22 protein-coding genes and 1 pseudogene are annotated in these 25,289 nt (G+C 44.4%); 11 read left to right on the forward strand and 12 right to left on the reverse strand.

Going from position 1 to position 25,289, the window contains the following annotated elements; translation table 11 throughout:
- Positions 1–35 precede the first annotated feature (35 nt).
- Positions 36–890, reverse strand: coding sequence for a MaoC/PaaZ C-terminal domain-containing protein (locus FTT89_RS11195; RefSeq protein WP_180134096.1), 855 nt, complete (start codon positions 888–890; stop codon positions 36–38).
- Positions 891–1,055: 165 nt separating this feature from the next.
- The gene (locus FTT89_RS11200) at positions 1,056–2,447 is read right to left on the reverse strand and encodes a 3-oxoacyl-ACP reductase (RefSeq protein WP_016659064.1); all 1,392 of its coding nucleotides are present in this window, start codon (positions 2,445–2,447) and stop codon (positions 1,056–1,058) included.
- 242 nt (positions 2,448–2,689) lie between these two features.
- Between FTT89_RS11200 and FTT89_RS11205 the strand changes: the two genes are divergently transcribed.
- Entirely contained in the window at positions 2,690–4,198 is a 1,509-nt protein-coding gene (locus tag FTT89_RS11205; protein ID WP_016659065.1) for an acetyl-CoA C-acetyltransferase, read from the forward strand.
- A 104-nt stretch (positions 4,199–4,302) separates the two neighbouring features.
- Here the strand turns inward: FTT89_RS11205 and aceI are convergent, their stop codons facing one another.
- A complete protein-coding gene (gene aceI, locus FTT89_RS11210; RefSeq protein ID WP_016659066.1) occupies positions 4,303–4,737 on the reverse strand; it encodes a chlorhexidine efflux PACE transporter AceI in 435 nt (144 codons plus the stop codon).
- Positions 4,738–4,835: 98 nt separating this feature from the next.
- On the opposite strand from aceI, the gene FTT89_RS11215 reads away from it, so the two are divergent.
- The 4 genes from FTT89_RS11215 (at position 4,836) to FTT89_RS11230 (ending at position 8,837) form a co-directional block, all read left to right on the forward strand.
- A complete protein-coding gene (locus FTT89_RS11215; RefSeq protein ID WP_005178622.1) occupies positions 4,836–5,726 on the forward strand; it encodes a LysR family transcriptional regulator in 891 nt (296 codons plus the stop codon).
- Between the two features lie 95 nt (positions 5,727–5,821).
- Positions 5,822–6,805, forward strand: coding sequence for a transaldolase (gene tal, locus FTT89_RS11220; protein ID WP_016659067.1), 984 nt, complete (start codon positions 5,822–5,824; stop codon positions 6,803–6,805).
- 91 nt (positions 6,806–6,896) lie between these two features.
- Positions 6,897–7,550: a leucine efflux protein LeuE gene (leuE, locus tag FTT89_RS11225; RefSeq protein WP_005178625.1), complete on the forward strand. Its 654-nt coding sequence runs from the start codon at positions 6,897–6,899 to the stop codon at positions 7,548–7,550.
- A 108-nt stretch (positions 7,551–7,658) separates the two neighbouring features.
- Positions 7,659–8,837, forward strand: coding sequence for a benzoate/H(+) symporter BenE family transporter (locus FTT89_RS11230; RefSeq protein WP_016659069.1), 1,179 nt, complete (start codon positions 7,659–7,661; stop codon positions 8,835–8,837).
- A gap of 25 nt (positions 8,838–8,862) precedes the next feature.
- Here the strand turns inward: FTT89_RS11230 and FTT89_RS11235 are convergent, their stop codons facing one another.
- Positions 8,863–9,882, reverse strand: coding sequence for an alpha/beta hydrolase (locus FTT89_RS11235; protein ID WP_180006352.1), 1,020 nt, complete (start codon positions 9,880–9,882; stop codon positions 8,863–8,865).
- 284 nt (positions 9,883–10,166) lie between these two features.
- On the opposite strand from FTT89_RS11235, the gene FTT89_RS11240 reads away from it, so the two are divergent.
- Both FTT89_RS11240 and FTT89_RS11245 read left to right on the forward strand, forming a co-directional pair.
- Positions 10,167–10,610 carry a universal stress protein gene (locus FTT89_RS11240; protein ID WP_005178628.1) on the forward strand — a complete coding sequence of 148 codons (444 nt, stop codon included), beginning with the start codon at positions 10,167–10,169 and terminating at the stop codon, positions 10,608–10,610.
- 106 nt (positions 10,611–10,716) lie between these two features.
- The gene (locus FTT89_RS11245; protein WP_005178630.1) at positions 10,717–11,163 is read left to right on the forward strand and encodes a universal stress protein; all 447 of its coding nucleotides are present in this window, start codon (positions 10,717–10,719) and stop codon (positions 11,161–11,163) included.
- Between the two features lie 70 nt (positions 11,164–11,233).
- On the opposite strand, the gene FTT89_RS11250 is transcribed toward FTT89_RS11245, so the two are convergent.
- Both FTT89_RS11250 and pepN read right to left on the reverse strand, forming a co-directional pair.
- Positions 11,234–11,449: a hypothetical protein gene (locus tag FTT89_RS11250; protein WP_005178631.1), complete on the reverse strand. Its 216-nt coding sequence runs from the start codon at positions 11,447–11,449 to the stop codon at positions 11,234–11,236.
- A gap of 240 nt (positions 11,450–11,689) precedes the next feature.
- Entirely contained in the window at positions 11,690–14,296 is a 2,607-nt protein-coding gene (gene pepN, locus FTT89_RS11255) for an aminopeptidase N (RefSeq protein ID WP_180108515.1), read from the reverse strand.
- 664 nt (positions 14,297–14,960) lie between these two features.
- Between pepN and FTT89_RS11260 the strand changes: the two genes are divergently transcribed.
- The 3 genes from FTT89_RS11260 to thiM all read left to right on the forward strand — a co-directional run bounded on the left by FTT89_RS11260 (position 14,961) and on the right by thiM (position 17,455).
- Positions 14,961–15,218 carry a hypothetical protein gene (locus tag FTT89_RS11260; protein ID WP_005178638.1) on the forward strand — a complete coding sequence of 86 codons (258 nt, stop codon included), beginning with the start codon at positions 14,961–14,963 and terminating at the stop codon, positions 15,216–15,218.
- Between the two features lie 195 nt (positions 15,219–15,413).
- A complete protein-coding gene (locus tag FTT89_RS11265) occupies positions 15,414–16,580 on the forward strand; it encodes a hypothetical protein (protein WP_168398714.1) in 1,167 nt (388 codons plus the stop codon).
- Between the two features lie 11 nt (positions 16,581–16,591).
- On the forward strand, positions 16,592–17,455 hold the full coding sequence (gene thiM / locus FTT89_RS11270; protein ID WP_075166859.1) for a hydroxyethylthiazole kinase: 864 nt from the start codon (positions 16,592–16,594) through the stop codon (positions 17,453–17,455).
- Here thiM and FTT89_RS11275 read toward each other — a convergent pair.
- From FTT89_RS11275 to FTT89_RS14465, 6 genes are all read right to left on the reverse strand, one after another.
- The gene (locus FTT89_RS11275) at positions 17,452–18,189 is read right to left on the reverse strand and encodes a hypothetical protein (RefSeq protein WP_005178643.1); all 738 of its coding nucleotides are present in this window, start codon (positions 18,187–18,189) and stop codon (positions 17,452–17,454) included. The two genes, thiM and FTT89_RS11275, sit on opposite strands and share 4 nt — an antisense overlap.
- Positions 18,190–18,583: 394 nt before the next feature.
- The gene (locus tag FTT89_RS11280; RefSeq protein WP_180172857.1) at positions 18,584–20,806 is read right to left on the reverse strand and encodes a DUF6351 family protein; all 2,223 of its coding nucleotides are present in this window, start codon (positions 20,804–20,806) and stop codon (positions 18,584–18,586) included.
- 588 nt (positions 20,807–21,394) lie between these two features.
- Entirely contained in the window at positions 21,395–22,618 is a 1,224-nt protein-coding gene (gene gltS, locus FTT89_RS11285) for a sodium/glutamate symporter (RefSeq protein WP_104484060.1), read from the reverse strand.
- Positions 22,619–22,742: 124 nt separating this feature from the next.
- A complete protein-coding gene (locus tag FTT89_RS11290; RefSeq protein WP_168405497.1) occupies positions 22,743–22,964 on the reverse strand; it encodes a hypothetical protein in 222 nt (73 codons plus the stop codon).
- Positions 22,965–23,048: 84 nt separating this feature from the next.
- Positions 23,049–23,423 (reverse strand): transposase family protein, encoded by a 375-nt coding sequence (locus FTT89_RS14460; protein ID WP_350315469.1) that lies wholly within the window; start codon positions 23,421–23,423, stop codon positions 23,049–23,051.
- Positions 23,386–23,862: a transposase family protein gene (locus FTT89_RS14465; RefSeq protein ID WP_216075752.1), complete on the reverse strand. Its 477-nt coding sequence runs from the start codon at positions 23,860–23,862 to the stop codon at positions 23,386–23,388. Before FTT89_RS14465 ends, FTT89_RS14460 begins: the two co-directional genes overlap by 38 nt.
- 219 nt (positions 23,863–24,081) lie before the next feature.
- On the opposite strand from FTT89_RS14465, the pseudogene FTT89_RS14575 reads away from it, so the two are divergent.
- Positions 24,082–24,768: pseudogene (locus tag FTT89_RS14575) on the forward strand (ParA family protein); the annotation flags it as partial.
- Positions 24,769–25,289: the final 521 nt, after the last annotated feature.

The following is a 25,289-nucleotide window of genomic DNA, read 5'->3' on the forward strand; positions in this document are numbered from 1 at the left end:
AAGCCTAAATCCGGTTTGGACTTAGGCGCTATGACTTAAAGTGAGCGAATGCTACCGCTGACATGCGGCTTCTGATTCTTTTTGCTGCGAATCAGGAAGTCAGTATTTTGTGCCTGCTGCGCCGTCAAGAATTCCACCTGAGATGGCAGATACATTGGCAACTTAAACCAGACATCAGCTTCATACGCATCTGGCAACTGGATATTGGCCAGCGCTTTGGCTTTACTCCACATACCATGTGCAATGGCCTGTTTAAAACCAAAGGCTTTGGCGGTTAACGCATGAATATGGATCAGGTTAAAATCTCCCGATGTCAGCGCATAACGACGACCGGTATTTTCCGACACATCCCATTGTCCTGCCGGCACATAATCCGGTACGGCAGTTTCTGCTGCTTTGACCGCGGGCTTGTTGCCGCTTTTCTGACGCGACAAATAGGTGGTTAAACCTTCCATCACCACTTCATTGCCGACTTTGGCAGTGGTGATAAAATCAAACTGTACGCCTTTGTCATGTGGCTGCAATTCAACAAACTTGCAGGATAAAGTCAGCTGCTCATTCACGCCAACTTTACGGTATTGCTTGAGCTGATTGCGGATATGCACCAGACCTAAAATCGGAAATGGGAAAGCTTCCGCAGTCATCATGTGCATTTGCAGGCTTTGCGATAACACCGCCAGATAAATGGCCGGAATATAGCCGTTATTTTTAAAACCACAGACTTCGTTATAGGCTTTCAGATGTTTCTGGTCGACCTTGAATGAATCCACCACATATTCAACTTGCGGCAGAACTTTTTCACCCTTCGGCTTTTTAAAAATTAAGCCCTGAATCACTTTTGGATAGGCTAAATACGGCTTGGGAAGTTGACTAAAATGGCGAGTATTCATACTGAACCTTTGGAATATTTATCTTTTAAATCACCCTTTCTTTAATAAGAATTGGGTTTTCTATTTTAATTCCCTCAAATCCCTCCCGACCTCCCTTCAAAAAGGGAGAAGAAGTCCCCCTTTATTAAAGAGGGATTTTAGGGGGGATTCCGAGTGAGGGATATATTAAGCCCCTAACAGACTCTGACCACAAACACGCACCACGTTACCATTTAAACCGGTAGATGCAGTTGAGGCAAAGAAGGCAATGGTTTCTGCGACATCAACCGGTAAACCGCCCTGACTCATCGAGTTCATACGGCGGCCCGCTTCACGAATGGCAAACGGAATGGCCGCAGTCATTTGGGTTTCAATAAAGCCCGGAGCCACAGCGTTAATAGTCACACCATTTTTCAGCACCGGTGCCGTATATTTCACCACTCCAATCACGCCTGCTTTTGATGCTGCATAGTTGGTTTGGCCCAGGTTACCGGCAATCCCTGAAATAGACGATACGCAGATGATACGGCCATTGGCATTCAGACCGTCATTTTCCAGCAGATAGTCGTTCACGCGTTCAATAGCAGCCAGGTTAATGTTAATCACCAGATCCCACAGTTCAGGCTTCATATTGGCCAGTGTCTTGTCACGGGTAATACCGGCATTGTGCACGATAATATCCAGACCGCCCTGTGCAGCAGCTGCCGCTTTAATCTGCTCGCCCGCATCAGCGGCGGTAATATCAATTGCCAAGGTTGAACCCCCAATTTCAGAGGCAACACGGTCCAAGTCAGCTTGTTGCTGTGGTACGTCCAGACAAATCACATGCGCGCCATCACGTGCCAATACATGCGCAATCGCTTCACCAATACCACGGCTGGCACCAGTCACAACCGCGGTTTTACCTGCCAGTGGTTTAGCCCAATCCACATCGACCGTGTCTGCTTTAGAAACACGAATCACCTGACCCGATACATAAGCCGAACGCGGTGACAAGGCAAAACGTAAGCTCGATTCCAGGTTCGCTTCAGCGCCGTCATCAACATAAATCAGATTGGCGGCAATGCCTTTTTTAAACTCCTTCCCGACCGATTTAACAAAGCCTTCCAGCGCACGCTGTGCAATTGCATGTTTTACCGTTTTGGCGGTTTCCGGTGTGGTGCCGATCACCACTACACGGCCAGAGGCCTGAATCTGGCGCGCCACCGGATTAAAGAAGTTATAGAGCGCATTTAACTGTTCAGAGTTCTGAATGCCTGAGGCATCAAAGACCACCGCTTTAAATTTAGATTCTTTATCGCCCGCGTTAAAAGCACACAGGTTTAAACCGGCTTGTGCAGCAGCCTGCTGTAATTCTGCATTATTGCCGGCATAGCTGTTGGCATGGATATTGGCCAGAACCTGGGCAATTGCACCTGATAATGTGCTTTCCGGCGCTGCGCCCAACAAAACTGCACCCTTGACCACAGGCGTCGCGCTGTCAAAACGCTCAAGGAAAGTTGGGGATGGCAGGCCTAAATTTTTAATGACAAATTTACCAATTGGAGATTTTGCAAAAGCTTGGTATTGGTCAGTCATGATTATTATCTCTCAGACAAAATGAATTTGTGATTAATCTAAAGTTATCCTTTAGCTTCAATATGATGTCAGATACTTTGTATTTCAATAGATCGATCAGTTTGTTATGAATAATACTTGAGATCATATACAGATGACTTGACCTGAAAGCATTCTGCAATGTCATTGTAGTCAATTCAGGCTATTCTAGATTATGCTAATGTAACCCCTAAGAAGATCATCAACATGCTTGGAAAAGCCTTATGAGCAAAACAACTCAAGAAAATCCGGCGGTCGAAAATTCTGCTACAGAAACTGTGTCAAATACATCAAAAAGTACAACGCGTACAACCAAAAGTTCTGGCACGGCAAATTCGTCAGCAAACCCTGCGGCTAAACCTGCACGCACCCGTGCGGCATCTACCCGTAAAAAAAGTACAACCCCTCCTTCTGAAACTACAACTGAAACATCTGGTCAACAGGATAATACCATGAGCCAAAACACTGTCCGTCGCGTTGCGATTATCGGTGGTAACCGCATTCCATTTGCACGTTCAAATGGCGCTTACTTCACTGCCTCAAACATCGATATGTTCACCGCCGCTTTAAATGGTCTGGTAGAACGTTATCGTTTAGAAGGCCAACGCCTTGGTGAAGTCGTTGCCGGTGCCGTACTCAAACACAGCCGTGATTTTAACATGACTCGTGAGTGTGTACTGAACACTGAATTGGCTCCTGAAACACCTGCTTACGATATTCAGCAAGCGTGTGGAACCGGTTTGCAGGCAGCTTTTTTAGTGGCCAATAAAATTGCTCTGGGCCAAATTGAAGTCGGTATTGCTGGTGGTGTCGATACCACTTCCGATGCCCCGATTGCTTTTGGTGACGGTTTACGTAAAGCCCTGCTGGAGCTGAATATTGCCAAAACCGGTAAAGACCGCTTAAAAGCGCTGACCAAAATCAATATCAAAGACCTGATGGATGCACCGAAAAATGGTGAACCACGTACCGGTCTGTCAATGGGTGACCATCAGGCGATTACTGCGCTGGAATGGGGCATCTCGCGTGAAGCGCAGGATGAACTTGCTGCATCTTCACACCAGAAAATGGCAGCCGCCTATGAAGCAGGTTTCTTTGATGACCTGATCACACCATTCTTAGGTTTAGAGCGTGACAACAACTTGCGCCCGGATTCTTCAGTAGAGAAACTGGCTAAACTGAAACCAGCCTTTGGTAAAGGTGATGCGCGTACCATGACCGCAGGCAACTCAACCCCACTGACCGATGGTGCATCTTGTGTTCTGCTTGCTTCTGAAGAATGGGCCAAAGCCAATGGTCATGACGTACTGGCTTACTTAACCTTCCAGGAAACGGCTGCAGTTGATTTTGTCGAGAAGAAAGAAGGCCTGCTTATGGCGCCAGCCTATGCCGTACCACGGATGCTGGAACGTGCCGGTCTGACTCTACAAGACTTTGACTACTATGAAATTCACGAAGCTTTTGCTTCACAAGTGCTGTCGACCTTAAAAGCCTGGGAAGATCCAAAATTCTGTAAAGATCGCTTAGGTCTAGAAGCACCATTGGGTTCAATTGATCGTAACAAGCTGAACGTAAAAGGTTCTTCTCTGGCTGCTGGTCACCCATTTGCTGCAACCGGCGGACGTATTCTGGCGACTGCTGCCAAACTGCTGAATGAAAAAGGTTCAGGTCGTGTGCTGATTTCAATCTGTGCTGCAGGCGGTCAAGGTGTAACAGCGATTGTCGAGAAGTAATTTCCCCTGCCTTCACTGAAAAAGCCACTGCCTGGTGCAGTGGCTTTTTTTATGGACGTTTTATTACCTTTTTATTGTCTGCTCTTAAATTCATCAGACGTATTTTAAACAGACTCACGATAGGCCGGTGCATAGTCCAAACGTACCTCAATCGCGTCATAACCCCACTGGAAGATAAAGGTATAGACCAAAATACATAAGGTCAGGCTTAAATCCAGCAAAAAGGCCTCGGGCAGACTCATCTGCATGGCATAGGCCACCATTGGAATGGTGGCTAACATTAAGCCACCCTCAAAACCAATGGCATGTAAAATCCGTACTTTCACCGTACGCTGGAGCTGTCTGCGTGCTTCAAATTTTTCAAAAAAATGATTAAACAGCATATTCCACAAGACCGAGGTTACTGCCATGGCCACACCCAGGCTACCGGTCACTTCCAGCGGCATCTTGAAAATCAGGCTTAAAGCCAGGGCAATAATCACCAGTAAAATCAGTTCATAACTCAAGGCATGAATTAATCTTCTTTTCGACAACAACATGTTAAACCGTATCTATTTCATCAATTGCTGCCATCTTATTTTTAAATTATCGACAAATCGAGTTAGAATCTTTCAATATTATTGACAGGTTGCTGTCCATGAATGTGAACCAGGAACAGCTGATCATCTTTAAAACCGTGATTGAATGCGGTTCTTTTTCCGCAGCGGCGCGGCAACTGGGAAAAGTGCCATCTGCAGTAAGTATGTCAATTGCCAATCTGGAAATTGACCTGAACTTGAATCTATTTCAACGTATCGGGCGTGAACCGGTGCCGACCGCACAGGCATTAACCCTGTATGAAAAGACCGAGCAACTGCTGGTTGAAATGAACCAGTGGAAACAGCATGCCGCAGCGTTAAGTGAAGGGCTGGAATCAGAACTGAATATTGTGGTGGTTTCCGAGCTGATTCATAGCGACTGGACCCAGTACATTGCCCTGCTGCAGCAGGAATTTCCAACGCTACAGATCAATATATTTTCAGCGCCACAGGAAGATGCCATGCACATGCTGGTCGAACAGTCGGCGCAACTGGCAGTGATGTTTGAACGTGAACAGCTCGACAGTGGCGAGCAGTTTGTAGAACTGAAACGCGAAGCCTTGGTGCCGGTGGCGGCCCGAGATTTTGCCTTGGCTCAACAGGCACCGGTCAGCTTTGAAGCTATTTTGCACAGCCGGCAAATTGTGGTGGCCAGCCGTGACCGTCGTATTCAGCCGGAACTGTTATTTTCCAAACAGTACTGGCGCACTGATAATCATCATACTGCCTGCTCGTTAATTTTACAGGGTCTGGGCTGGGGTGTGTTGCCGCTGCAAATGCTGAATGAAAACCCGAACTTAAAGCAGCAACTACAGGTTTTGGACTTTCTGGATTTCTCGCCCAAGTTTGAATATTTTGTCGATCTGGTCTGGAGCCGTGAAAGCAAACTGGGGCTGGCTGCTCGTTTTTTGATTAATCACTTGCGCAATCAACGAAAAAGCACAAATTAGACACTGATCTGTAACGCTTTTCACTTGGGTTAAATCCAGTTTGTGTTATAAATAATTGCATAAGCAATAACCGAACAACTAGAGAAGCGGATTCAATGACACAGAACGCCTTAAACCAATTAAAACGCTTAACAACTATTGTGGCCGACAGCAGTGACTTAACTGCCATTGAAAAGTTTCGTCCTTTAGATGCAACAACCAACCCGTCTTTAATTACCGCGGCGGCTGAACAGGCCGACAGTAAACCGCTTTTAACCGAAGCCTTTGATCAGGCCAAAGCAGAAGGTTATCAGCAAGACGAACTGATTGAACGCACCATTGATATTTTAACCGTCAAGTTCGGGGTAGAAATTCTTAAACTGATTGATGGCCGTGTATCGACTGAGGTAGATGCCTCGCTGTCTTATGATACAGATGCCACTATTGCCAAAGCCAAAGAACTGCTGGCGCTATATAAAGAATATGGTATTGATCAGAAACGCATCCTGATTAAAATTGCTTCAACTTGGGAAGGCATTCAGGCCGCAAAACAGCTGGAAGCAGAAGGCATTCATACCAATTTAACCTTGCTATTCGGTCTGCATCAGGCACATGCCTGCGCTGATGCCAACGTCACGCTGATTTCCCCTTTTGTCGGGCGTATTCTGGACTGGTACAAAAAAGCCGAAAATGTCATGTACTACCCAATTGAAAAAGATCCGGGTGTGCTGTCCGTGAAAAAGATTTACCAGTTCTACAAACAGCATGCGGTGAAGACTGAAATCATGGGTGCCAGCTTCCGCAGTATTGATCAGGTCTTGGCGCTGGCCGGTTGTGACCTGTTAACCGTTTCACCCAACCTGCTGGCCGAACTGGAACAGGATGAGCGTGAAGTCACAGCACAACTCTCAAGTGACACGATTGAAGCTCAAGGCGAGCTGGAGCCGATCACAAAAGAGAAATTTAAACAGCAGCTGGAACATGACTTAATGGCCTTCCAGTTACTGCAAAGCGGTATTGATGGCTTTATTAAAGCGCGTGAACAGTTAAGCCAGTTATTGCGCCAAAGCTTTGGTATTGATGCCGAAATTAAAGCTTAATTTTCCTGTTTAGCCGCGCCGCTGTGCGCGTATTCCAGGCCGATGTTGCTATATAATGCTGCATCGGCCTTTTTAGTTCTCTGGATTTCCTGTGTTTGGTATCACTGACGTAATGACGTTCATTATTGGAACCATTTTAATTGTGATCCTGCCCGGCCCCAACTCTTTATATGTGATGTCAATTGCCTCGCGCTTTGGCATTAAAGCCGGCTATCTGGGTGCTTTAGGCGTTTACACCGGTGACCTGATTTTAATTCTGTGTACTGCCTTTGGTGCGGCTTCAGTGCTACACAGTTTTCCGTGGCTGTTTATAGCGCTGAAAATGATTGGCGCGCTGTATTTAAGTTATTTGGGCATACGCCTGATGATTGCCGCCTATCGCACCTGGCAGCCCGAAAAAAGCCGCTCGACTCAAACCAAGAATAGCAGCAGTACGCCAGAACAGGTTCATCCTTTTCGCACCGCATTAACCATTAGTATTTTAAATCCGAAAGCGATTCTGTTTTATCTGTCTTTTTTTGTGCAATTTGTTGATCCGGCCTATCCTTATCCGGCGCTGACTTTTACCCTGCTGGCCATTATTCTGCAAATCATCAGCATGAGTTATCTGTCAATTCTGATTATTTCCGGAATGAAACTGGCGACCTATTTCAACCGGAATTACCGCCTTACCGCGAGCGGTGTGGCCGCAGTTGGCCTGCTGTTTTGTGGTTTTGGCTTAAAACTGGCCAGCTCGACCCTATAAAAATCAAGCAATTTTTTTAACTTCTGATAAAGATTTGAACTTTTAGATGGCCATTGAAAGGCGTATGATTTATCGGCTTTCTCTCCCATTTTTATTGTGCAACGGATTATGCAAAAGCTTATACATGATTTTTCTATTCCGGCTGTTTTTGCTGGATTTATCACTTTTTTAATTGGTATTAGTGTTTCTGCCGTACTGGTGATTCAGGCGGCGCAAACTTTAGGGGCCACAGCCGAACAGATTACCTCCTGGTTCTGGGCTTTGGGTCTGGGCATTGGCCTGTCTGGCTTGCTGCTCTCGTGGAAATACAAATATCCGGTGTCGACGTCCTGGTCAACCGCCGGGCTGGCCCTGATTATTGCCACGGGCAGTGGTTATAGCCTGAATCAGGCCATTGGGGCTTTTCTGGTGTGCGGCGTGCTGACCGCACTGTTGGGTTTTTTCGGGATTTTTGAACGTCTGTTTCGCTATATTCCACAAAGCCTGACCAGCGCCATGCTGGCCGGCGTACTGCTAAAATTCGGCATTGCCTTGTTCGCCAGCATTCAGCATGAATGGGCATTTATCCTGTCTTTACTAGCAGCCTATGTACTGTCAAAACGCTTCTGGCCACGCTATAGCATTGTGCTGACCGTAATTGCCGCGATGCTGCTGTGCCCGCTGGTACTGGATTTCCATTTTCCTGTGGTGAGCTGGTCATTGGCGCAACCGGTGTGGATCAGTCCGGAATTTAGCCTGCCCGCTATTTTAGGTCTGGCTTTACCGTTGCTGGTAATTAATCTGGCCTCGCAATATTTACCCGGCATCGCCATTATTAAAAGCTATGGCTATCAGCCGCATGTTAATCAGTTGCTCGGCTGGACCGGTACCGCGCAGGCCGTGTTATCGCCTTTTGGCTGTTATAGCGTGAATATTGCAGCGATTAGTGCCGCCGTTAGTCTGGATCATCAGGTGCATCCGGACCCATCAAAACGCTATATTGCCGGCATGAGCTGTGGCCTGTTTTATATCCTGATGGGCTTGTTTGCCGCCACCTTAACCAGCCTGCTGATGTCTTTTCCGGCAGTGCTGATTACTGCATTGGCCGGTATCGCCCTGTTTGGCACCATTGGCCATAACGCCTTTATTGCCTTTAAAGAGGCCGATGACCGGGAAGCCGCATTAATGACCTTTTTACTAAGCGCTTCAGGCATCCAGTTCTGGGGCATTGGCTCGGCCTTCTGGGGACTGGTTTGCGGTGTGGTGGTGTTACTGGTGATGAAATTTCCCTGGAAAGCCAAATCCTAAAGACTAACATGATGACCAGCAGATTTTAGGGCGCGGATCTATCTGTCTGATCCGCTTTACTATAATCGGCCAGAAATGACAGGGTCTGCTCAAAAGTCTGCTGGCTTTCGGGCAGATGCGTTAAGAACTGATATTCATGAATCAGCCAGCGTTTAGAGTCGGGATAAAATACTGCTTTTACTGGCACCTGCTGCTGCTTTAACACCTCTAACAGCGGTAAAGATTGAGTATCAGTCAGAAAATCCTTATTGCCGCCACTTAAAAATACCGGTGGAAACGCGGGAGTAATATGCTGAATCGGTGAAATCTGCTGCAGAAATTCCGCATCCTGTTTGCGGTCGCCGGTATAGGCCTGCACCATGTTATAAATGCCCCACTCGACAATTTTGATTTCATCCGGCGCGGTTTTAATAAAATACGGTAAATCATAAATCCCGCAGTGCAAAATCACCCCTTTCAGCTGTGTTAAGGCCAGAACCGGCACAAATTCCGAATGCGCGGCAAATTCCGGATTACTCAACAAGGCTGCATAATGGCTGGCCAGATTGGCACCGGCAGAATCTCCAGCCAGAAATAGTTGCTCGGCATCAACACCAAACAGCGCGCCATGTTCCTGAATATAGGCCAGTGCCTGATTAATCTGGTGTAACTGGGTGGGATAAGTCGCCGCTGGCGCCAGTTGATATTGCAGTGAAAACACCGGATAACCGGCATCTGCCAGCCGTTTAAAATAACCGCGCGCATGGGCTTTGGAACCGGAAATCCAGCCACCGCCATGAATCCAGACCACGGCCGGGCGTAATCCGGTATCATCAGGTGTCTGTGCTGGCAAATAGACATCCAGGCTTAAATCCGGATCTTGCTGATACTGGATATTTTCCAGCACCCGCACCTGCTGCGGTGCATCCCGATCCATCAGTTTCTGTTGCAATTGGGTGGTCAGATTAAATGCGCCGGCAATAATACGGCTATTACCGGCTGTGCTTTGGCAGCCACTCAGCACCAGCAGCAAGCTCATGCACAGACTTAACATCAGATACTTCATTTCACCCATCTTCCTGTTTATACAGCTGTTTTATTTTTCTTCACTATAAAGCAGCCGCCGCGCAGATGGAACCCGGTTTTTCACGACAATGCGATCTGACAATGTAGAGTATTCCAGTCAGAATTATTTGTTAAATCAAAGACCTACTTAAGTGGTATTGTGATTGAAAATCTGTATCTTTTTTGCAGGCAGAACACCGGAATAAATTGAATGCCCCCCGGTGATGTGCTATCTATAGAGTATAGCTAAACATTAAGTTCATTATATCAATAAGGAGTTTCTCCATGGCGTATCAGCATATTCTCGTTCCGGTCGATGGTTCTCAAATTTCCTATTCTGCGGTGCAACATGCAGCTGAAATTGCCCGTGCCTTTAACAGTCAGCTGAGTCTGGTGAGTCTGGTGGCGGAAGACCCGTTCACTGATGCCGATTTCTATTATTCATCTGCCATCATGAAAGAATACTTTGTGCAGGCACACGGTAATGCACAAAAAGCCCTGAAAGAAGGCCAGCAAATTGCCGAAGCTGCAGGCGTTACTGTAAGTACTAAAATTGTGGAAGGTGAAGTATCGGCCAAGCATGTGGTTGAAGCTGCACAAGAAATGGGCGTTGACCTGATTGTGATGGGTTCACACGGTCGTAAAGGCTTCCAGAAATTCCTGCTCGGTAGTTTTGCTCAGGATGTACTGCGCAGTTCTGAATTGCCGGTGCTGGTCATTAAGGCCTAATTGCCCTACTACAGTTCAGAATCCTGAATGCTTTTGATGTACTTTCATTCACTGTCAGTTTCAATAAAGCCCGCGATATTCATATGTAAAAATAAGGAAAACTGTCATGACCAGCTATAAACATATTCTTGTTCCAGTGGATGAATCCCCGATTTCTTATGCTGCTGTAGAACAGGCTTTAAGTCTGGCCAAAGATTTAGGCTGCCAGGTCACGGTAATGAGCGTGATTGCGGTTGACCCATTTGTCGGCGTCGATTTTTATAAAGTTGCTCCGGCCATTACCGACTATTTCATGCAGGCCGAAAAAAATGCCAAACTGCGCTTGCAGGAAATTCTTGATTCTTTCCAGCGTGAAGGCGTGCAGGTCGATCAGAAACTGGCGCACGGCGTTTCACCCTCAGATGGCATTATGCAGATTGCCGATGAAGTCGGTGCCGATCTGATTATTATGGGCTCACATGGCCGGACCGGTTTCAAGAAAATGATGCTGGGTAGCGTAGCGCAAAACGTGCTGACCCAATCGCCTATTCCGGTGCTAATTGTAAAAGTCTAAAGTAAATCTAAAGCTGCCATAAAAAAACTCCTCAACGTGAGGAGTTTTTTTTAAATCTGCTGAACAGCGGTCAGGGTTTGGAAATTTCCTGATGCAATGCCTGTAAAAACAGTTCTGCTTCAATTTTATTCGGAAAGATGCGCTGATACAGCCCCTTGTCCTGCATCGAGTGTGGTGTATATTCAATAGACACCATAAAACGCTCTTCATTCAATATTCTGTTCACTCTTAACGCAATAATATGTCGTGAATTCAAGTAAAAACCATCTTCAATTTTAACCAGCATCACTCAACCTCTTGTTCACGCCAGAACCCGGCTTTTTCACCTGAACCTTTCCAGGCTAAAAATAAAAAAGCCCACCACAATGATGAGCTTTTTTATTTAAATTATCTAAACACGTTTCAGCCTTAATTTAGCATACTCCCCGCGAATATGCGGGAAAGCTCACATAAAGTTACAGCTAAATACCGAGAAAATAAAATAAATCTTCATTATTCTATTTTTTCGAGCGAAAGCTGCACCGGTTTAGACATTTAGCATACTGTTTAAAGTTTCGACCACGTTTTTCGATTTCACCAAGGGCTTCAAGGTTTCCAGGGCCACCTGTACCTGACTGCGCTGTGGTTCATCCAGCGTATACCAGCGTGACAGCACCTGCAGCAAACGTGAACCTAAAATCGGGTTCTTTTCATCGAGGTATTTGGCCAGATGGATATAATGCTGCACCCCAAAACTCCAGGTATTTACCGGATTCATATTCAGACCACCACTGACCGAACGAATGCGGTTTGGCGTACCCAGATCATAGTCCGGATGCTGGGTTAAGGTATGAATGGTTTCAGCCGTTGCATTTGGATGGGAGGCCTGTACAGTAAACCACTGGTCTAAAGACAGCGCTTCATCTTTAAAGCGGTCATAGAAATCCTGCAGGCAGGATTCGGCTTGCGGTGCATCATTCCAGACCAGTACACGTAGCGCGCCTAAACGTTCTGACATATTGCCAGTATTCTGATACTGCTGATGCGCCAGATCAAAGGCTTCGGTATCGCCCTGACGTGCCATCAGACTGAGCATAATATTCTTCAGCGCACGCACGCCCATGGCCTGTGAAAACTCTTTTTGCAGGTCCGGGTCCAGACTTAAGTAAGTTTCCTTACAGAAAGCACCCAATTCACGCGCCAGCGTATTTAACAAGGCTTCACGTTTTTCCTGAATGTCCACCGGACTATAGTGCTGATCAATCCGGCTGCCCAAATAACCTTCACTTGGTACATCAAAAATTCGTGAGGCCAGTAACGGGTCCTGATTGACCAGTGCCGGCACCGTGTTTTTCATGGCCTGAAGATAACTTTCTACCGCATGACCATTTAGCAAAATGCGCTCCAGCAAGGTCTGCGTCGCCTGCCACTGGTTAAAGCCATTGGTTTCATACTGCATCAGGAAGGCCAACTCGGCATCACTGGCATCAAATTCCAGATTTACCGGCGCCGAGAAATTACGTAACAGCGACACCACCGGTTTGGCATTAATGCCGCTAAATTCGATGGTTGCCTCATCCTGATCAAACAGATACACGCCATCTTTTACGCCATTTTCAAACAGGGCCTCAGATTGCAGCGCATATTGCTCGCCGGTTTCAGCATTAAACAGCGCCAAAGCCACCGGAATTGGCACGGCTTTCAGGTCTGGATATTTCGGATGCGCTTTCAGGCTCTGTTTAAAGCTTAAACGATAGGTTTGAGTCGAAGCATCATACTCGCCATGTGCCTGCAGTTTTGGAGTACCCGGCTGGTTATACCAAGTTAAAAATGCCGATAAATCAACGCCTGAACCCGCAGTCAGTGCCGCAACCCAGTCTTCGACCGTCACCGCCTGACCATCATGACGGCGGAAATACTCATCGGTACCCGCGCGGAATTTTTCCTTGCCGAGCAAGGTCGACATCATGCGGTTAATTTCCGCCCCTTTTTCATACACCGTGGCGGTATAAAAGTTATTAATTTCAACAAAATGATCTGGACGTGGCGGATGCGACAATGGGCCAGAATCTTCCGGGAACTGATGCGCTTTTAATACAGCGACATCATCAATCCGTTGTACTGCGGCCGATTGTAAATCTTCTGAAAACGACTGGTCACGGAAAACGGTCAAGCCTTCTTTTAGACACAGCTGGAACCAGTCACGACAGGTAATCCGGTTACCGGTCCAGTTATGGAAATATTCGTGTGCGATGACCGACTGAACCCGCATAATTGCCGCATCGGTGGTGTATTCCTCATCGGCCAGCACGCAAGAGGTGTTAAAGATGTTCAGGCCCTTGTTTTCCATCGCGCCCATATTGAACTGGCTAACCGCCACAATCATATAGTTGTCGAGGTCATACGGCAGACCATAATGTTCTTCATCCCAGCGCATGGAATGTTTTAACGCTTCCATGGCGATGTGACATTTAGGAATATCTTTTTCTACCGCATAAATTTCCAGTGCCACATTACGGCCTTCAGAAGTCACATAGCTGTCTTTCAGCACCGCTAAATCGCCGACCACACAGGCAAACAGATAACTTGGCTTTTTGGTCGGGTCCTGCCAGATCGCATAATGACGCTGGGCATCGACCTCGCCTTTTTCAATCAGGTTACCATTGGCCAGCAGCACCGGATATTTTTTATCGGCTTCCACCCGGGTAGTAAATACCGACAGCACATCCGGACGGTCCGGATAGAAGGTAATTTTACGGAAACCTTCCGGCTCATTCTGGGTCACAAACAGATCACCAGCCTGATACAGACCTTCCAGCATGGTGTTGCTTTCCGGATGAATCACCACCTGGGTTTCAATACGTGCACGATCTGGCGCATTCTGAATTATCAGCTGTTCAGCATCAAGCTGATAGTCATTTTCGGTCAGTTGCTGACCGTTCAGATGAATAGATTTCAGCTCCAGGTCACGGCCCAACAGCACCAGATCACCTTCGGTCTGGCGCTGCATCTCCAAAATCGCATTGACGATGGTGTGGTCTGCATACACCTGAATATCCAGATTAATTGAATCCACCAGAAATGCAGGTTTTTGATAATCTTTTAAATAAATAGTTTGGTCTGCTTCAACCACTGGATTTGCTGCGATATTCATATCATGTCCTAATTGTTTATACGCCGGGGCATTATGCGGATGATGTCTTGATCATACGCCAACTTTTTCAGTCTGTCTGCTGAATGCGCTTCTGTTCTAATATGGGCATCCGGCCACAACTTTTCAATTCATCATTCAACTAAATCTGTTTAAAAATACAGAGATGCTGAATTATGCAGCGAATCCAACAGCTTAATCTGCCCGCTAAAATCTTCTCGCGCTGGTGTTGCGCCATGCTGGTGCTGTTCTGCCCATCTGACCTGAAATTCTGCGCTATTGAGATACAAGTTCCTACATAAAGCTGCCACTTGACTACATTCTGTAATCAAAGACCTGTGATCTGTGCAGCTAAAAATATACTGCGAGATAAAACCGGATAATTTCCCAAGTCTAAACAGAGGCTTATTTAGACTTCGTCAAGATAAATCCGGTGACAATTCGCCAGCATTTGCGAAGGGAGATTTATTCAAATTTAGCTTTTCAATTTCGCTTCTAGAGTCAAACAGTTATCGGCTAAATGACGCTTTCAGTTGGATGGATCGCCATTTCAGCGTAGGTCATTACATTATTTTCAAATCGGCTACATTTTGTGCACGCTTCTTGCTTGTATTTAAAGGCGCCGAGCGCATGATAACAATGATGAAAAAACGAGAAGAGGTGTGAGATGTATTTAAAAGAGCATATCGTCCGTGTAGAAAATATTAAAACCCTGCAAACCCTCGATCAGGCCAACATCGACCATAAAGTGATTGCCCTCTTTATGAGCTGTGAAGGCATTCCCATGCAGACCAATGAAGTTACCTCTATTTTGAATACCTATGATGCCCTGGGCAGCAAGAAAATCCCAAGCAAAAAAGTACAGGCGCTAATTCAGGCCAAGCAACTTGGTGAGGAGGATGATTCGCTACCGTGTCCGGTATAATCTTCTCTCCTCTAACTTCCATTTAAAATACGGCGTCCTGCCGTATTTTTTATGAAAAAGAGCTGTTCAAGTCAGGGCGTTTAAATTCAGCATAGTGTCCAAGTTTTCTGCTTTATGTTTTTTTGAGCAAACCAATGCGGCCCAGCCATGTATAATCCAGACATCCTATTTCTAAAATGATGACTGCACCTGAATATGCTCCAGATTCTGCAAAAACAGTTAGATGAAAGCACCTCGTGTCCGCTGTGCCGCGCTGCCATGTATTGGGTGGAAGCCGAACAGTACGATCAGGAGCTGAGCTATCACGAGTGCAGTTACTGCGAACATAAAGTGTATCCGGGCAATTTGCACAGTTGTCATTGCCCGGCCTGTGAAAAAAAACGCAAACAGCTGATTAAAGAAGCGCTGGTACAGGAAAACCGCAAGCTCAAAAATAAAGGCAAAGATAAAGACATGATTGAGCACAAGCTGAATCAGTTAAGCTTTATCCAGAAACTGTTTTTATTGTCGATGCTGGACGATCAGGTACATGAAAATACCCAGCATGATGAATATATTTACTGGGAGCGAATTAAATTCCAGCCTTTTTCACCCAACTATTTATATCAGAAACAGCTGATCAAACAGCTGCTTGACCAGCAGATTCTGGTGGCCAAGGAATTTGCCGATGAAGCCGGCCAGTATTATGTGAATGTGCGGCTGGATGGTTATTCAGAGCCGAGCCTGTTCAGTATTACCCATCAGCTTCGACAATGGTTTTACCAGAATTTGAGTCAGGGCGTGCCCTTTCACAGTTCAGATGAAGTCAAAGATGCCATCTATGAACTGATGTATGAAAAAGTGGTGCAGTTCATGCAGTTTTATTGCCGCATCTGGCAGGTGCAAATTTCTGGCAATAACAGTTTTAAAAGCCTGTGTTTTCGCCTGCTGGACAGCCTGGCAGCGGGTCAGATTTTTTATCTGGTACAAACCGCGCTGGATTATCTGCATGGCCAGAAATTATTACAGGCACGCAATGAAAAATTCATTAATACCAATCTGCTGAAAAAAACCGTAGAACAGTACCGTGAACGTGGCCTGCAAGAAAAATGGATGACCACCACGCTGCCACATCCACCACAACTACCGATGAGCAAAATGGTGGAAATTCTATTTTTCCGTTTTCTCAATTATGATGAAATGATCTTTGTACAACCGATCTGGAAAATCTGGGAAAAGATTGAACCGCGCTTAAAATTTTATGCCTTAAAACGCTGTATGCACTGCGGCTCGGATGAACTGGATGTCGATTATGATGCCCAGCATTATGTGTCCTTGTTCTGCCGTCGCTGTAAACAGCAAGACCACTACTTTACCCAATAAAGGGGTAACTGATGAATTATCCAGAACAGCTTTCCACTCTTGACAGCAGCCTGCCCGATGAAACCGCGGCAATGATTGAAAAAATTATTGAAGCCTGGAGCCTGCTTAAAACCCGGCAACCACTGGTGCAATGTATCACCAACAGTGTCGCCACCAATTACACCGCCAATATTCTGCTGGCTGCCGGTGCATCACCGGCCATGATTGATAATCCTTTTGAAGCAGAAAGCTTTAGCAGTATTTGCAGCGCCTTAAGTATTAATTTGGGCACACCGACCAGCGAACAGATGCAGGCCATGCAGATTTCGGCAGAAACGGCCCAGCGTCTTGCCAAACCGTGGGTGCTGGACCCGGTCGGTTATGGGCCCGTCTTAAAATGGCGCTCAGATATGGTTGATGCGCTATTGGCCTTTCAACCGAGTGTGATTCGCGGCAATGCGTCGGAAATTGGCGGCTTGGCCGGCGCACAGGTAGAATCCAAAGGTGTTGATTCGACCCTAGACAGCACCGCGGTATATGCACAGGCCAAAAGCTTATTGGCGCATGCCGAATGTATTGCCATTTCCGGTGAATCCGATTTTATTCTGTCCAGACAGCTTGAACAGGTGGTGCAGGTGAATGGTGGCTCGGAATTACAGCCCAAAGTCACCGCAACCGGCTGTGCCCTAGGCGCTTTAATTGCGGCGTATGCCGCGGTCAGTCCGGTGACCATTGCCACCATTGCCGCGCATGTCCATTTTGCCATTGCCGGAAAACTGGCCCACGCGCAAAGTTCACAGGTTGGCAGTTTTAATGTGGCGTTTATGGATGCGATCTTCAGTCTGGATGCGGACACCATCCGTGAACATGCCGATTTAAAATTTCTGGCGCCTTAAGACACCTTCCAGTCCAAAGCAAAGTTGAGTGCCGTTTCGGTCAGGGTTTTACTGTCTAAACGGCAAATACACATCAGGCCGATGCCATCAAAATAGTCCGGTGCGTGTTGCAGAAAAAAATCGCAATGCGGATTGGCATGCACTCTTAACTGTTGCAGCTCCTCTTCACTGCGCAGCGGCACACAGGTCTGATGCACATAAATATCTTCATCACGCTTCTGGATGTCGTGTTGCCGGCTGGCCATCACCTGCAACACGCTTAAATAATCCTCCGGCATCCGGATATCACTGCGTGGATAAAAGCCCCGAACACGTGATACAAAATGTGCATAAAGCTTCGGCTGGTTGATGGTGGCAATAAACCACATGGGCGTTAAAGGATATTTAAAGCGCTGGTTCAGCATGGCTTTGAGCGCACTGTTGATGATTTTATGGTTGTATTGATGGCGATAGCTTTTTAAAAAACTGGCACGTGAGTTGACCACCAGAATTGGCTGATGTAACAGGGTTAAGGCCAACAGTGGAATAATGGTCTGCCCGACCAGTTTGCCACGATGATGATATTGAATAATGGTGACCGAAATTGCCTGCGGGTCATACAGATATTTCTTTAGCTCCTTTTCACAGGTTAACGTAAACACCTGCTGATCAAACTCGGCAATTTTTTCAAAAAAATAATCTTGTTGTTGTGTGGATAAGGCTTTGAAGTCAAACACCGTCTCAGTGATATCCATAATCCTTCACCCTATGATTGTTTTAATTTTTCAGACTCATTTTAGTGTCACAACCCGGAATCAGTTATCACTATTTTCCTGGATTTGTCCATTTTGTGATAAATCATTGTAATTATATGAAATAATTCATATTAATCAAAATAATTGTGAGTAAATTTAATCTAATGATTTTACAACGCTTATCTGGGCTTTCTCGCTAAAAAACCTGATAATTCAGCGAATTAATGAGATCTGGTTAACATTTTAATTCGACCAAAGGTTATCTGCCTGCCATCTACACAACGGCGAAATAACCGTCGTTATATTACTGAATTTTCAACTAAAAATCAAAATGAATCATAAAAAAACCAGTGAAAAATCACTGGTTTTTGTGAAACAAAAAATGTGTGAAGAATTAAAACAACTGGAAAGCTTTAGATGCCCAGCCGCGTGCAGCCGATGAACTGACCGCAGGCAAAGGTTGTCCTCCATAAACTACGCTGCCCTGCCGATCCTGATAACTCATCCAGCCAATGGTGTCAGCAAAGCCAACTGGGGCTTGGCTATAGTCACACACGCCTTGCGGGAAAACCCGATGCAATCGCTGGAGCTGTTCATTGCTAAAGCGGACCGTATTGCCATAATCCGACACATTTAAAGGTTTCAGCTGACACTTGTTGGCATAGGTGGTCAGGCTGTCCCCGGCCACCATACGCGGTGTGCCATATACCGGTAATCTGAGCGTGCTGCACAGATTCTCGCGGTTAATGATGCCGGCAGTAATACAAGCATCTTTTACATCTGCCGGTTTGTTTTGGGTCAGTTTGGTGGCAATAGGCAAATCACTTAAGTCTTTTTCGACATTGCTTAACCAGCGGTCCATATCATTAAAGCTGATTTCCAGACATTTGGCATCGGCAATCATGACCAGATCACCGCCATAAATCACATGGTTATTATAATTGCCATGCGCTTTTTCCAGTCGCGCCCGAATGGCAAAGGCACGATAGGCATCATGGAACAGCGCCGGGTCCGGACCTCGACAGTCAATAATCGCCACTTTATTCAGGTTGTTCCCAACATTAATTAAGCCACTGCGATAGGCATTGTTCAGCGCCGTATAATTGGCTTCTAGACGTTCAGGCACCGCCTGAATATCAATATCCACACCACCTATTTTTTCATTTAACTGTACAAACTGTTCTGGGGTAATGATGTTTTTCATCAAGCTGTCTAGGCCATATTGTACCCCGACATTATCCATCGGCAGGCCGGCAAAACCGCGACCAATCCGTTTTTCAGTTTCGGTCCACAGCTCCGTTGGACGTGGGGCCAGCAAATTAATTGCCGCATCCTGAATCGAGCAACGAATGCCTTGAGGATTGTTGGTGGCATGATATAACTGTGCCGATGAAATTCCCTTGCAGATGGTATTTGGCCGCGCCACATCAAACTGGGCCAGCTCACTGACATAGCCATTAATTTCAGAAATATGTCCCTGAACATGCGCAATCTGATGCGGCAAGAAGCTTAAACGGCCTTCTGGAGTCTGGAAATAATTAATCATCAGGTGATAATCGGCGAACTGTGAAGCGGTACTCCAAGCATCAGGGAATGAGCAAGTGGGTAAAATCCCCTGATAAATTCCCGGATAGGCATTGGCCACCCATTGTGCTGCCAACGCACCACCTGAACAGCCCTGCCCGATGGTATAGCGCAAGGTGCCATACTGCTCAATAAAACGCTCTTTGGCCATAATCAGCGATTCTGCCTGAATCGCCAGATTACAGTTATGACCGCTATGAGACAGTGCAGTCGACATCACCCCAAAGCCGCGGCCTAAAGCCAAAATGGTGACATCAGGCAAAATGGAACTTGAAGTGGCAATGACCGTTGGCGCAGAGGCAGACTGGTAATCATTACCACAGCTTTGGCCATGCGTGACCACCAGTTTATGGTTAAATTGCGCTTGTGGCTTTAAGGCGGTCCACGGCTGGTTCGGATCATACAACACCGCAAAACGGTATTCATCGCGGTTCTGATAGCCCACTTCCTCACGCACAATAAATGGCACCGTTAGTCCTTCATCGGTAGTGGTGGTGGCAATATTCTGACTGGCCGGCGGTTGTGCCGGGTCATAACTTTTAATGAGTCCCAAGCGATCTTTATAGTAATAGTTATATTGCACAGCCTTTTGACAGAACTGATCGGTCGACGCATTGGTACAGGTCCAGGGCTTTAACTGCGGGCCAGACAGTAATGGTCCACTCGAAGGATGATTGATCAGGCTTAAATTCTGATAATAACGCCCTGCTTCAACCTTGAGTTGATTATCGCCCAGTTTAAGTCCCTCAACCAAAGCTTGACGCTGCTCATTGGCAAATACATCACTAATATTTTGTCCATTCAGTGACACTTTCAACGCCGTAGTTTGAATATCATCGGGCAGATCCAGTTTCAGCAATACATCCGAGTCTGTAATTAAATCTGGCCGGGTGGATAATACCTCCACCATTTCCCGCTCTACTTTCGTAGATGTTCCTGAACCGGAAGAATCTCCACCTCCGCCACCACAGCCATACAATATGACACCACACACCGCAATATTGAGGCTATTGAATACCAGTTTTCCTTTCATATGCTCATCCATAAATTATTATTTTTCTGAAGTTTTTATCTGTATAACTTCATTCATGAGCATAAAGATAATTTGACAACAACCATTGTCATTATTGTTATTTATTGTTTTATGGGCTGTTTTAAAAAATCACCAAAATCAGGGATAAAAACACAATTAAGCGTTTAAATATTTGATTTAATTTCAAGCTATTTTGCATGACTAAAAAGATGAATAGTTATATAACTTTTACTTTAATTAACTTAGTAAATGATTAAATTCTTTTATTCCCGTGTAATATTTTCCGTCTTATTGGAAAATTTTTGTAACCATTTAACGATGAAATGAGAAATTCAAAACATCCAAGTTCCAGATAAAAAATGCTTATTTTTGAGCAATAAAACTTTCTCCTCCTCCCACTTTTGGCTATGACCTTTCATTTATAACCAGCAGATCAGAAAAACTTTCGTAGGTTGAAGTAAAAGAGTGTGCTTTAATACGCTCAGTATGAGATGAGCCTCTTACAGTATGTGCCTCAGATGTGCATACGACTAGCCCCTAACCATGGGGCTTTTTAATGTCTATATGATTTTGAAGTCGTATTAAAATTTAACCGAAAAATGCAATGATACTCTGAATCACCACAGCATTCACAATATCAATAAAAAATGCACCACACAGCGGTACGATTAAAAAGGCTTTATGTGATGGACCATAGCTATTGGTGACCGCCTGAATATTGGCAATCGCAGTCGGGGTTGCTCCCATACCAAAACCACAATGCCCTGCTACCAATACGGCTGCATCGTAATTTTTTCCCATGATTCTAAAGGTCACAATTGCGGTAAATAAAATCAGTACCGCTGTCTGCGCAAACAAAATGGTAATGAGCGGGCCTGCCAAATCGGCCAGCAACCAGAGTTGCAGTGACAGTAAAGCCATAGATAAATACAGGGACAATGACGCGTTGCCAAATACATCAATGGCACGGTCGAAAATATCGACTTTCAGTACATGCTCCAGAAAGTTACGTACAATTACTCCTGTACCTAAAGCCCAGACAAAGGTCGGCAGTTCAAACCATCTTCCCTGACTGATCTCTGTCATTTCATTCGCAACAAAAATACATAGCGCAAACATCCCCAAAGTCGACACTGCATTACTGGCTGTAATCAACCGGGTTTTCTTTGGATATTCGAAGGGTGCGGTGTTGATGCTAGTATCGAGTTGTTGTTCATTGGTCTCTTGCGCTACTGTCTCTGCCAACTGATTTCGTTTAATCAAGAATTTGGCAACCGGACCACCCACAAGCCCACCAATAATCAAACCAAAAGTAGCACTTGCCATTCCGAGGACAATTGCCCCCTGTATTCCATATTGAGTTTCAAGCACTTCACCCCAAGCACCGGCAGTACCATGTCCACCCGTTAAGGTAACAGAACCGACAATCAGACCAATCAATGGATCAAGCCCAAGTGCTGTGGCTAAACTCATGCCAACCGCATTTTGTACAACTACAAATAGAATGACACAGACCAGAAAGATCAGCAGTGATTTCCCACCTTCTTTGAGCTTGGTAAAGTCTGCACTTAAACCAACAGAGGTAAAGAACATCAGCATCAGAATGGTTTGAATTTCTGAGTCAAATGTGGCACTGATATTAAAAAATTTATAGAGAATAAAAGCTGTAATCGCTGCGATTAGACCGCCGATTACAGGTTCAGGTAAGTTATAGTTTCTAAAGAAGCCAATTTTACTAACAAGATACCGCCCAATAAAAAGAAAAAATACTGCAATCACCAAGGTGCCAAAGGCATCGATTTCATAATTCATAACATTCCCTATTAGCTTTATTTTCATACAGTTTTAGGAAAACAGTATGAAAAATCAATTTTAGAAATGTTATGCAAGTTATTGTTTCTAGTAATTGTTTAATTTATGTCCTAAATAGATTCAATTAATACGATGGAATATCATAAACCCAATTGTGTGCTTGCTGGTCTGTCGTACTTTCACAAACATAATAATCATGATCCCAAGCTTCCTGATGAAAAATGACCTGTTTGCGGTAGACAATCTGTTTGCCATTTTCGATGCAGACAAAGCTGCCGCCTTGGTCTTTGACTTGGGTTCCGTTAAGGAAGCCACCGATACAGAGGAAGCGGGATTGTTTGGGCATTTTATACCAGAAAAATTATACTATTAACTGAATAGGAGACCATAAATCAAATGTTTTATATTTATATTAGAGTTCTTTCATAAGTCATTTTGTACTCAGTTCCAAATTGTAGATTCCAGCAATTAAATTGAATCGTAAGCCTAATCTTTTGCGACGGTTACGATATCGCTCTGCAAGGATTTTGAAGGTTTTCAAACTACCAAATACATGCTCAATCCCTATTCTTCTTTTATTGATTTCCTGATTATAAATTTTGAGTTCAGGATCCAGTTTGCAGCGCTTCTTTGCTTTTAATGGCAACAAGCTATTTGGATACACTGTATAAATTCCCTGATAACCCTTATCTGCAAGGATAAAGGCACCCGCAGGAATCTGATTCAAGTTACGTTTGAAAAGCTCGAAATCATGTACGGCACCGTAACTAGTACATAAACTCAGGAGTTTTTTGAGTTTGATAATGAATCATGACCTGTACTTTGAATGTATGAGCCTTTTTCTTACCACTATAGCTTTTCTTCTGTTTTTTAGGCCTTTGGATTGGAATTTCTGTGGCATCAACAATCACCACATTCCAGTCGATGCCTTGGCCTTCAGGCAAATGCTTCGGTAAATTAAATAGATTGGACTTGATCAGACAGTCTTCTACATGACGGACGATTCTTGAAGCAGTAGGCTCTGACACACCATAACTTGTTGCGACATGGAACAGGGTTCGATATTCACGCCAATAACTTAAACATAGAAGAATCTGGTCCTCTATGCTCAATTTGGATGGTCTACCTTTAGCGGGAATATGCTTCTGCAATTCTTCAACCATTAAATCAAAGGTTGACCATGAGATGCCGGTATACCGCTTGAACTGTGTTCCAGAAAGCTTCTTTGAATCGATGTATTTCATCCGCAGATTATGCATGAATATTGAAAATTCTTCGATACAAATAATCAAAAAAATAGATCGTTTTTTGATTTATGAAAGAGATCTTATTACTCAGTCAATAATTTATCACTCCAAGAAATAAAACCTAAAAAATTATATATATAAATTTTCCAACTCCACACTTGAACAAGCCTTTAAATTAAGTTAATAATTTTAACTTTATACTAAGAGAAATATATTTTGAAAATAATCTCATTATTTAATCACAAAGGTGGTGTTAGTAAAACAACAACAACCTTTAATTTAGGTTGGAAATTAGCAGAACTAGGTTACAAAACATTAATTGTTGATGCTGATCCGCAATGTAATCTTACCTCTTTAGTCCTAGACTATGATTCAATTGAAGATATAGGCGAATTCTATCGCCAAAATTTAGGATGCGATATTGTTAGCGGTCTTTCGCCTGTTATGACAGGTAGTTTATCTGGAATCTCTAGTGGTAAGCCAACAGCAACAGCTAATTCAAATTTATTTTTATATTGTGGTAACTTAGGATTATCCAATATTGAAACACAAATTAGTGTAGCATTAACAACCAGTACAGCAATACCTGCAATCAAAAATATACCTGGTAGCTTAAATTATCTATTAAGAAAAACTGGTAAGGAATTGGGCTTTGATTTTATCCTAATTGATATGAGTCCAAGTGTCGGAGCATTAAATCAATGTCTCCTAATGTCTAGTGACTACTTTATCGTCCCAACCTCACCGGATTTTTTCTGCGTTCAAGCGATTGAATCGCTATCTAAAGTTATTCCTGAATGGAATAAGCAAATGGATTATTTTAGAGATGAGACTTTAGACTACCCGATTCCATCAGATCCTCCTAAATTCTTAGGAATTCTGTCACAAAAATATAGACCTAAAAATCAAACCCCAAGCCGATCATTTCAAGATTGGATTGATAATATTAATCATACTGTTAATGAGAAATTAGTTCCTGTTTTAACTAAATACAATATGATTGTAGACCAAAAAAAATTACATAGTATCAAGGTAGAAAATACATCCATCCAATCTAATCACGATCTGTTTCAAGATGAACTAAACGAACAAATAAACAATTTGAATTTATATAACCTCAGTAATATTCCTGATTTTAACTCATTAATTGCACAATCCCAAAAGCATAACATACCTATTTTTTGCTTAACAGAAGAACAAATTGAACAAAGTGGTGTCATTCTTCAAACGATGGAAGAAAGTCGTGATAATTTTGATTCAATATTTAAAAAATTAGCAGAAGATATATTAAAATTAGTCTCTGTACACGACAAATTTCACAGAACCCTTATCCTATCAGGATTCTGCTTTCTTAAAATTGCCAAAATTTCCTTAAACTCTTCTTTTTTCCCAAAACCAATTAAACGCTGAATCGCCATTTGAAC

This window comes from Acinetobacter sp. YH01025 (assembly GCF_013420185.1).
Classification (GTDB): domain Bacteria; phylum Pseudomonadota; class Gammaproteobacteria; order Pseudomonadales; family Moraxellaceae; genus Acinetobacter; species Acinetobacter indicus.

Excerpts from the sequence above, each read along its gene's own strand:
- FTT89_RS11195 (WP_180134096.1), bottom strand. The coding sequence starts at position 890 with ATGAATACTCGCCATTTTAGTCAACTTCCCAAGCCGTATTTAGCCTAT.
- FTT89_RS11200 (WP_016659064.1), bottom strand. The coding sequence starts at position 2,447 with ATGACTGACCAATACCAAGCTTTTGCAAAATCTCCAATTGGTAAATTT.
- FTT89_RS11205 (WP_016659065.1), top strand. The coding sequence starts at position 2,690 with ATGAGCAAAACAACTCAAGAAAATCCGGCGGTCGAAAATTCTGCTACA.
- aceI (WP_016659066.1), bottom strand. The coding sequence starts at position 4,737 with ATGTTGTTGTCGAAAAGAAGATTAATTCATGCCTTGAGTTATGAACTG.
- FTT89_RS11215 (WP_005178622.1), top strand. The coding sequence starts at position 4,836 with ATGAATGTGAACCAGGAACAGCTGATCATCTTTAAAACCGTGATTGAA.
- tal (WP_016659067.1), top strand. The coding sequence starts at position 5,822 with ATGACACAGAACGCCTTAAACCAATTAAAACGCTTAACAACTATTGTG.
- FTT89_RS11230 (WP_016659069.1), top strand. The coding sequence starts at position 7,659 with ATGCAAAAGCTTATACATGATTTTTCTATTCCGGCTGTTTTTGCTGGA.
- FTT89_RS11235 (WP_180006352.1), bottom strand. The coding sequence starts at position 9,882 with ATGAAGTATCTGATGTTAAGTCTGTGCATGAGCTTGCTGCTGGTGCTG.
- FTT89_RS11240 (WP_005178628.1), top strand. The coding sequence starts at position 10,167 with ATGGCGTATCAGCATATTCTCGTTCCGGTCGATGGTTCTCAAATTTCC.
- FTT89_RS11245 (WP_005178630.1), top strand. The coding sequence starts at position 10,717 with ATGACCAGCTATAAACATATTCTTGTTCCAGTGGATGAATCCCCGATT.
- FTT89_RS11250 (WP_005178631.1), bottom strand. The coding sequence starts at position 11,449 with ATGCTGGTTAAAATTGAAGATGGTTTTTACTTGAATTCACGACATATT.
- pepN (WP_180108515.1), bottom strand. The coding sequence starts at position 14,296 with ATGAATATCGCAGCAAATCCAGTGGTTGAAGCAGACCAAACTATTTAT.
- FTT89_RS11260 (WP_005178638.1), top strand. The coding sequence starts at position 14,961 with ATGTATTTAAAAGAGCATATCGTCCGTGTAGAAAATATTAAAACCCTG.
- FTT89_RS11265 (WP_168398714.1), top strand. The coding sequence starts at position 15,414 with ATGCTCCAGATTCTGCAAAAACAGTTAGATGAAAGCACCTCGTGTCCG.
- thiM (WP_075166859.1), top strand. The coding sequence starts at position 16,592 with ATGAATTATCCAGAACAGCTTTCCACTCTTGACAGCAGCCTGCCCGAT.
- FTT89_RS11275 (WP_005178643.1), bottom strand. The coding sequence starts at position 18,189 with ATGGATATCACTGAGACGGTGTTTGACTTCAAAGCCTTATCCACACAA.
- FTT89_RS11280 (WP_180172857.1), bottom strand. The coding sequence starts at position 20,806 with ATGAAAGGAAAACTGGTATTCAATAGCCTCAATATTGCGGTGTGTGGT.
- gltS (WP_104484060.1), bottom strand. The coding sequence starts at position 22,618 with ATGAATTATGAAATCGATGCCTTTGGCACCTTGGTGATTGCAGTATTT.
- FTT89_RS11290 (WP_168405497.1), bottom strand. The coding sequence starts at position 22,964 with ATGCCCAAACAATCCCGCTTCCTCTGTATCGGTGGCTTCCTTAACGGA.
- FTT89_RS14465 (WP_216075752.1), bottom strand. The coding sequence starts at position 23,862 with ATGAAATACATCGATTCAAAGAAGCTTTCTGGAACACAGTTCAAGCGG.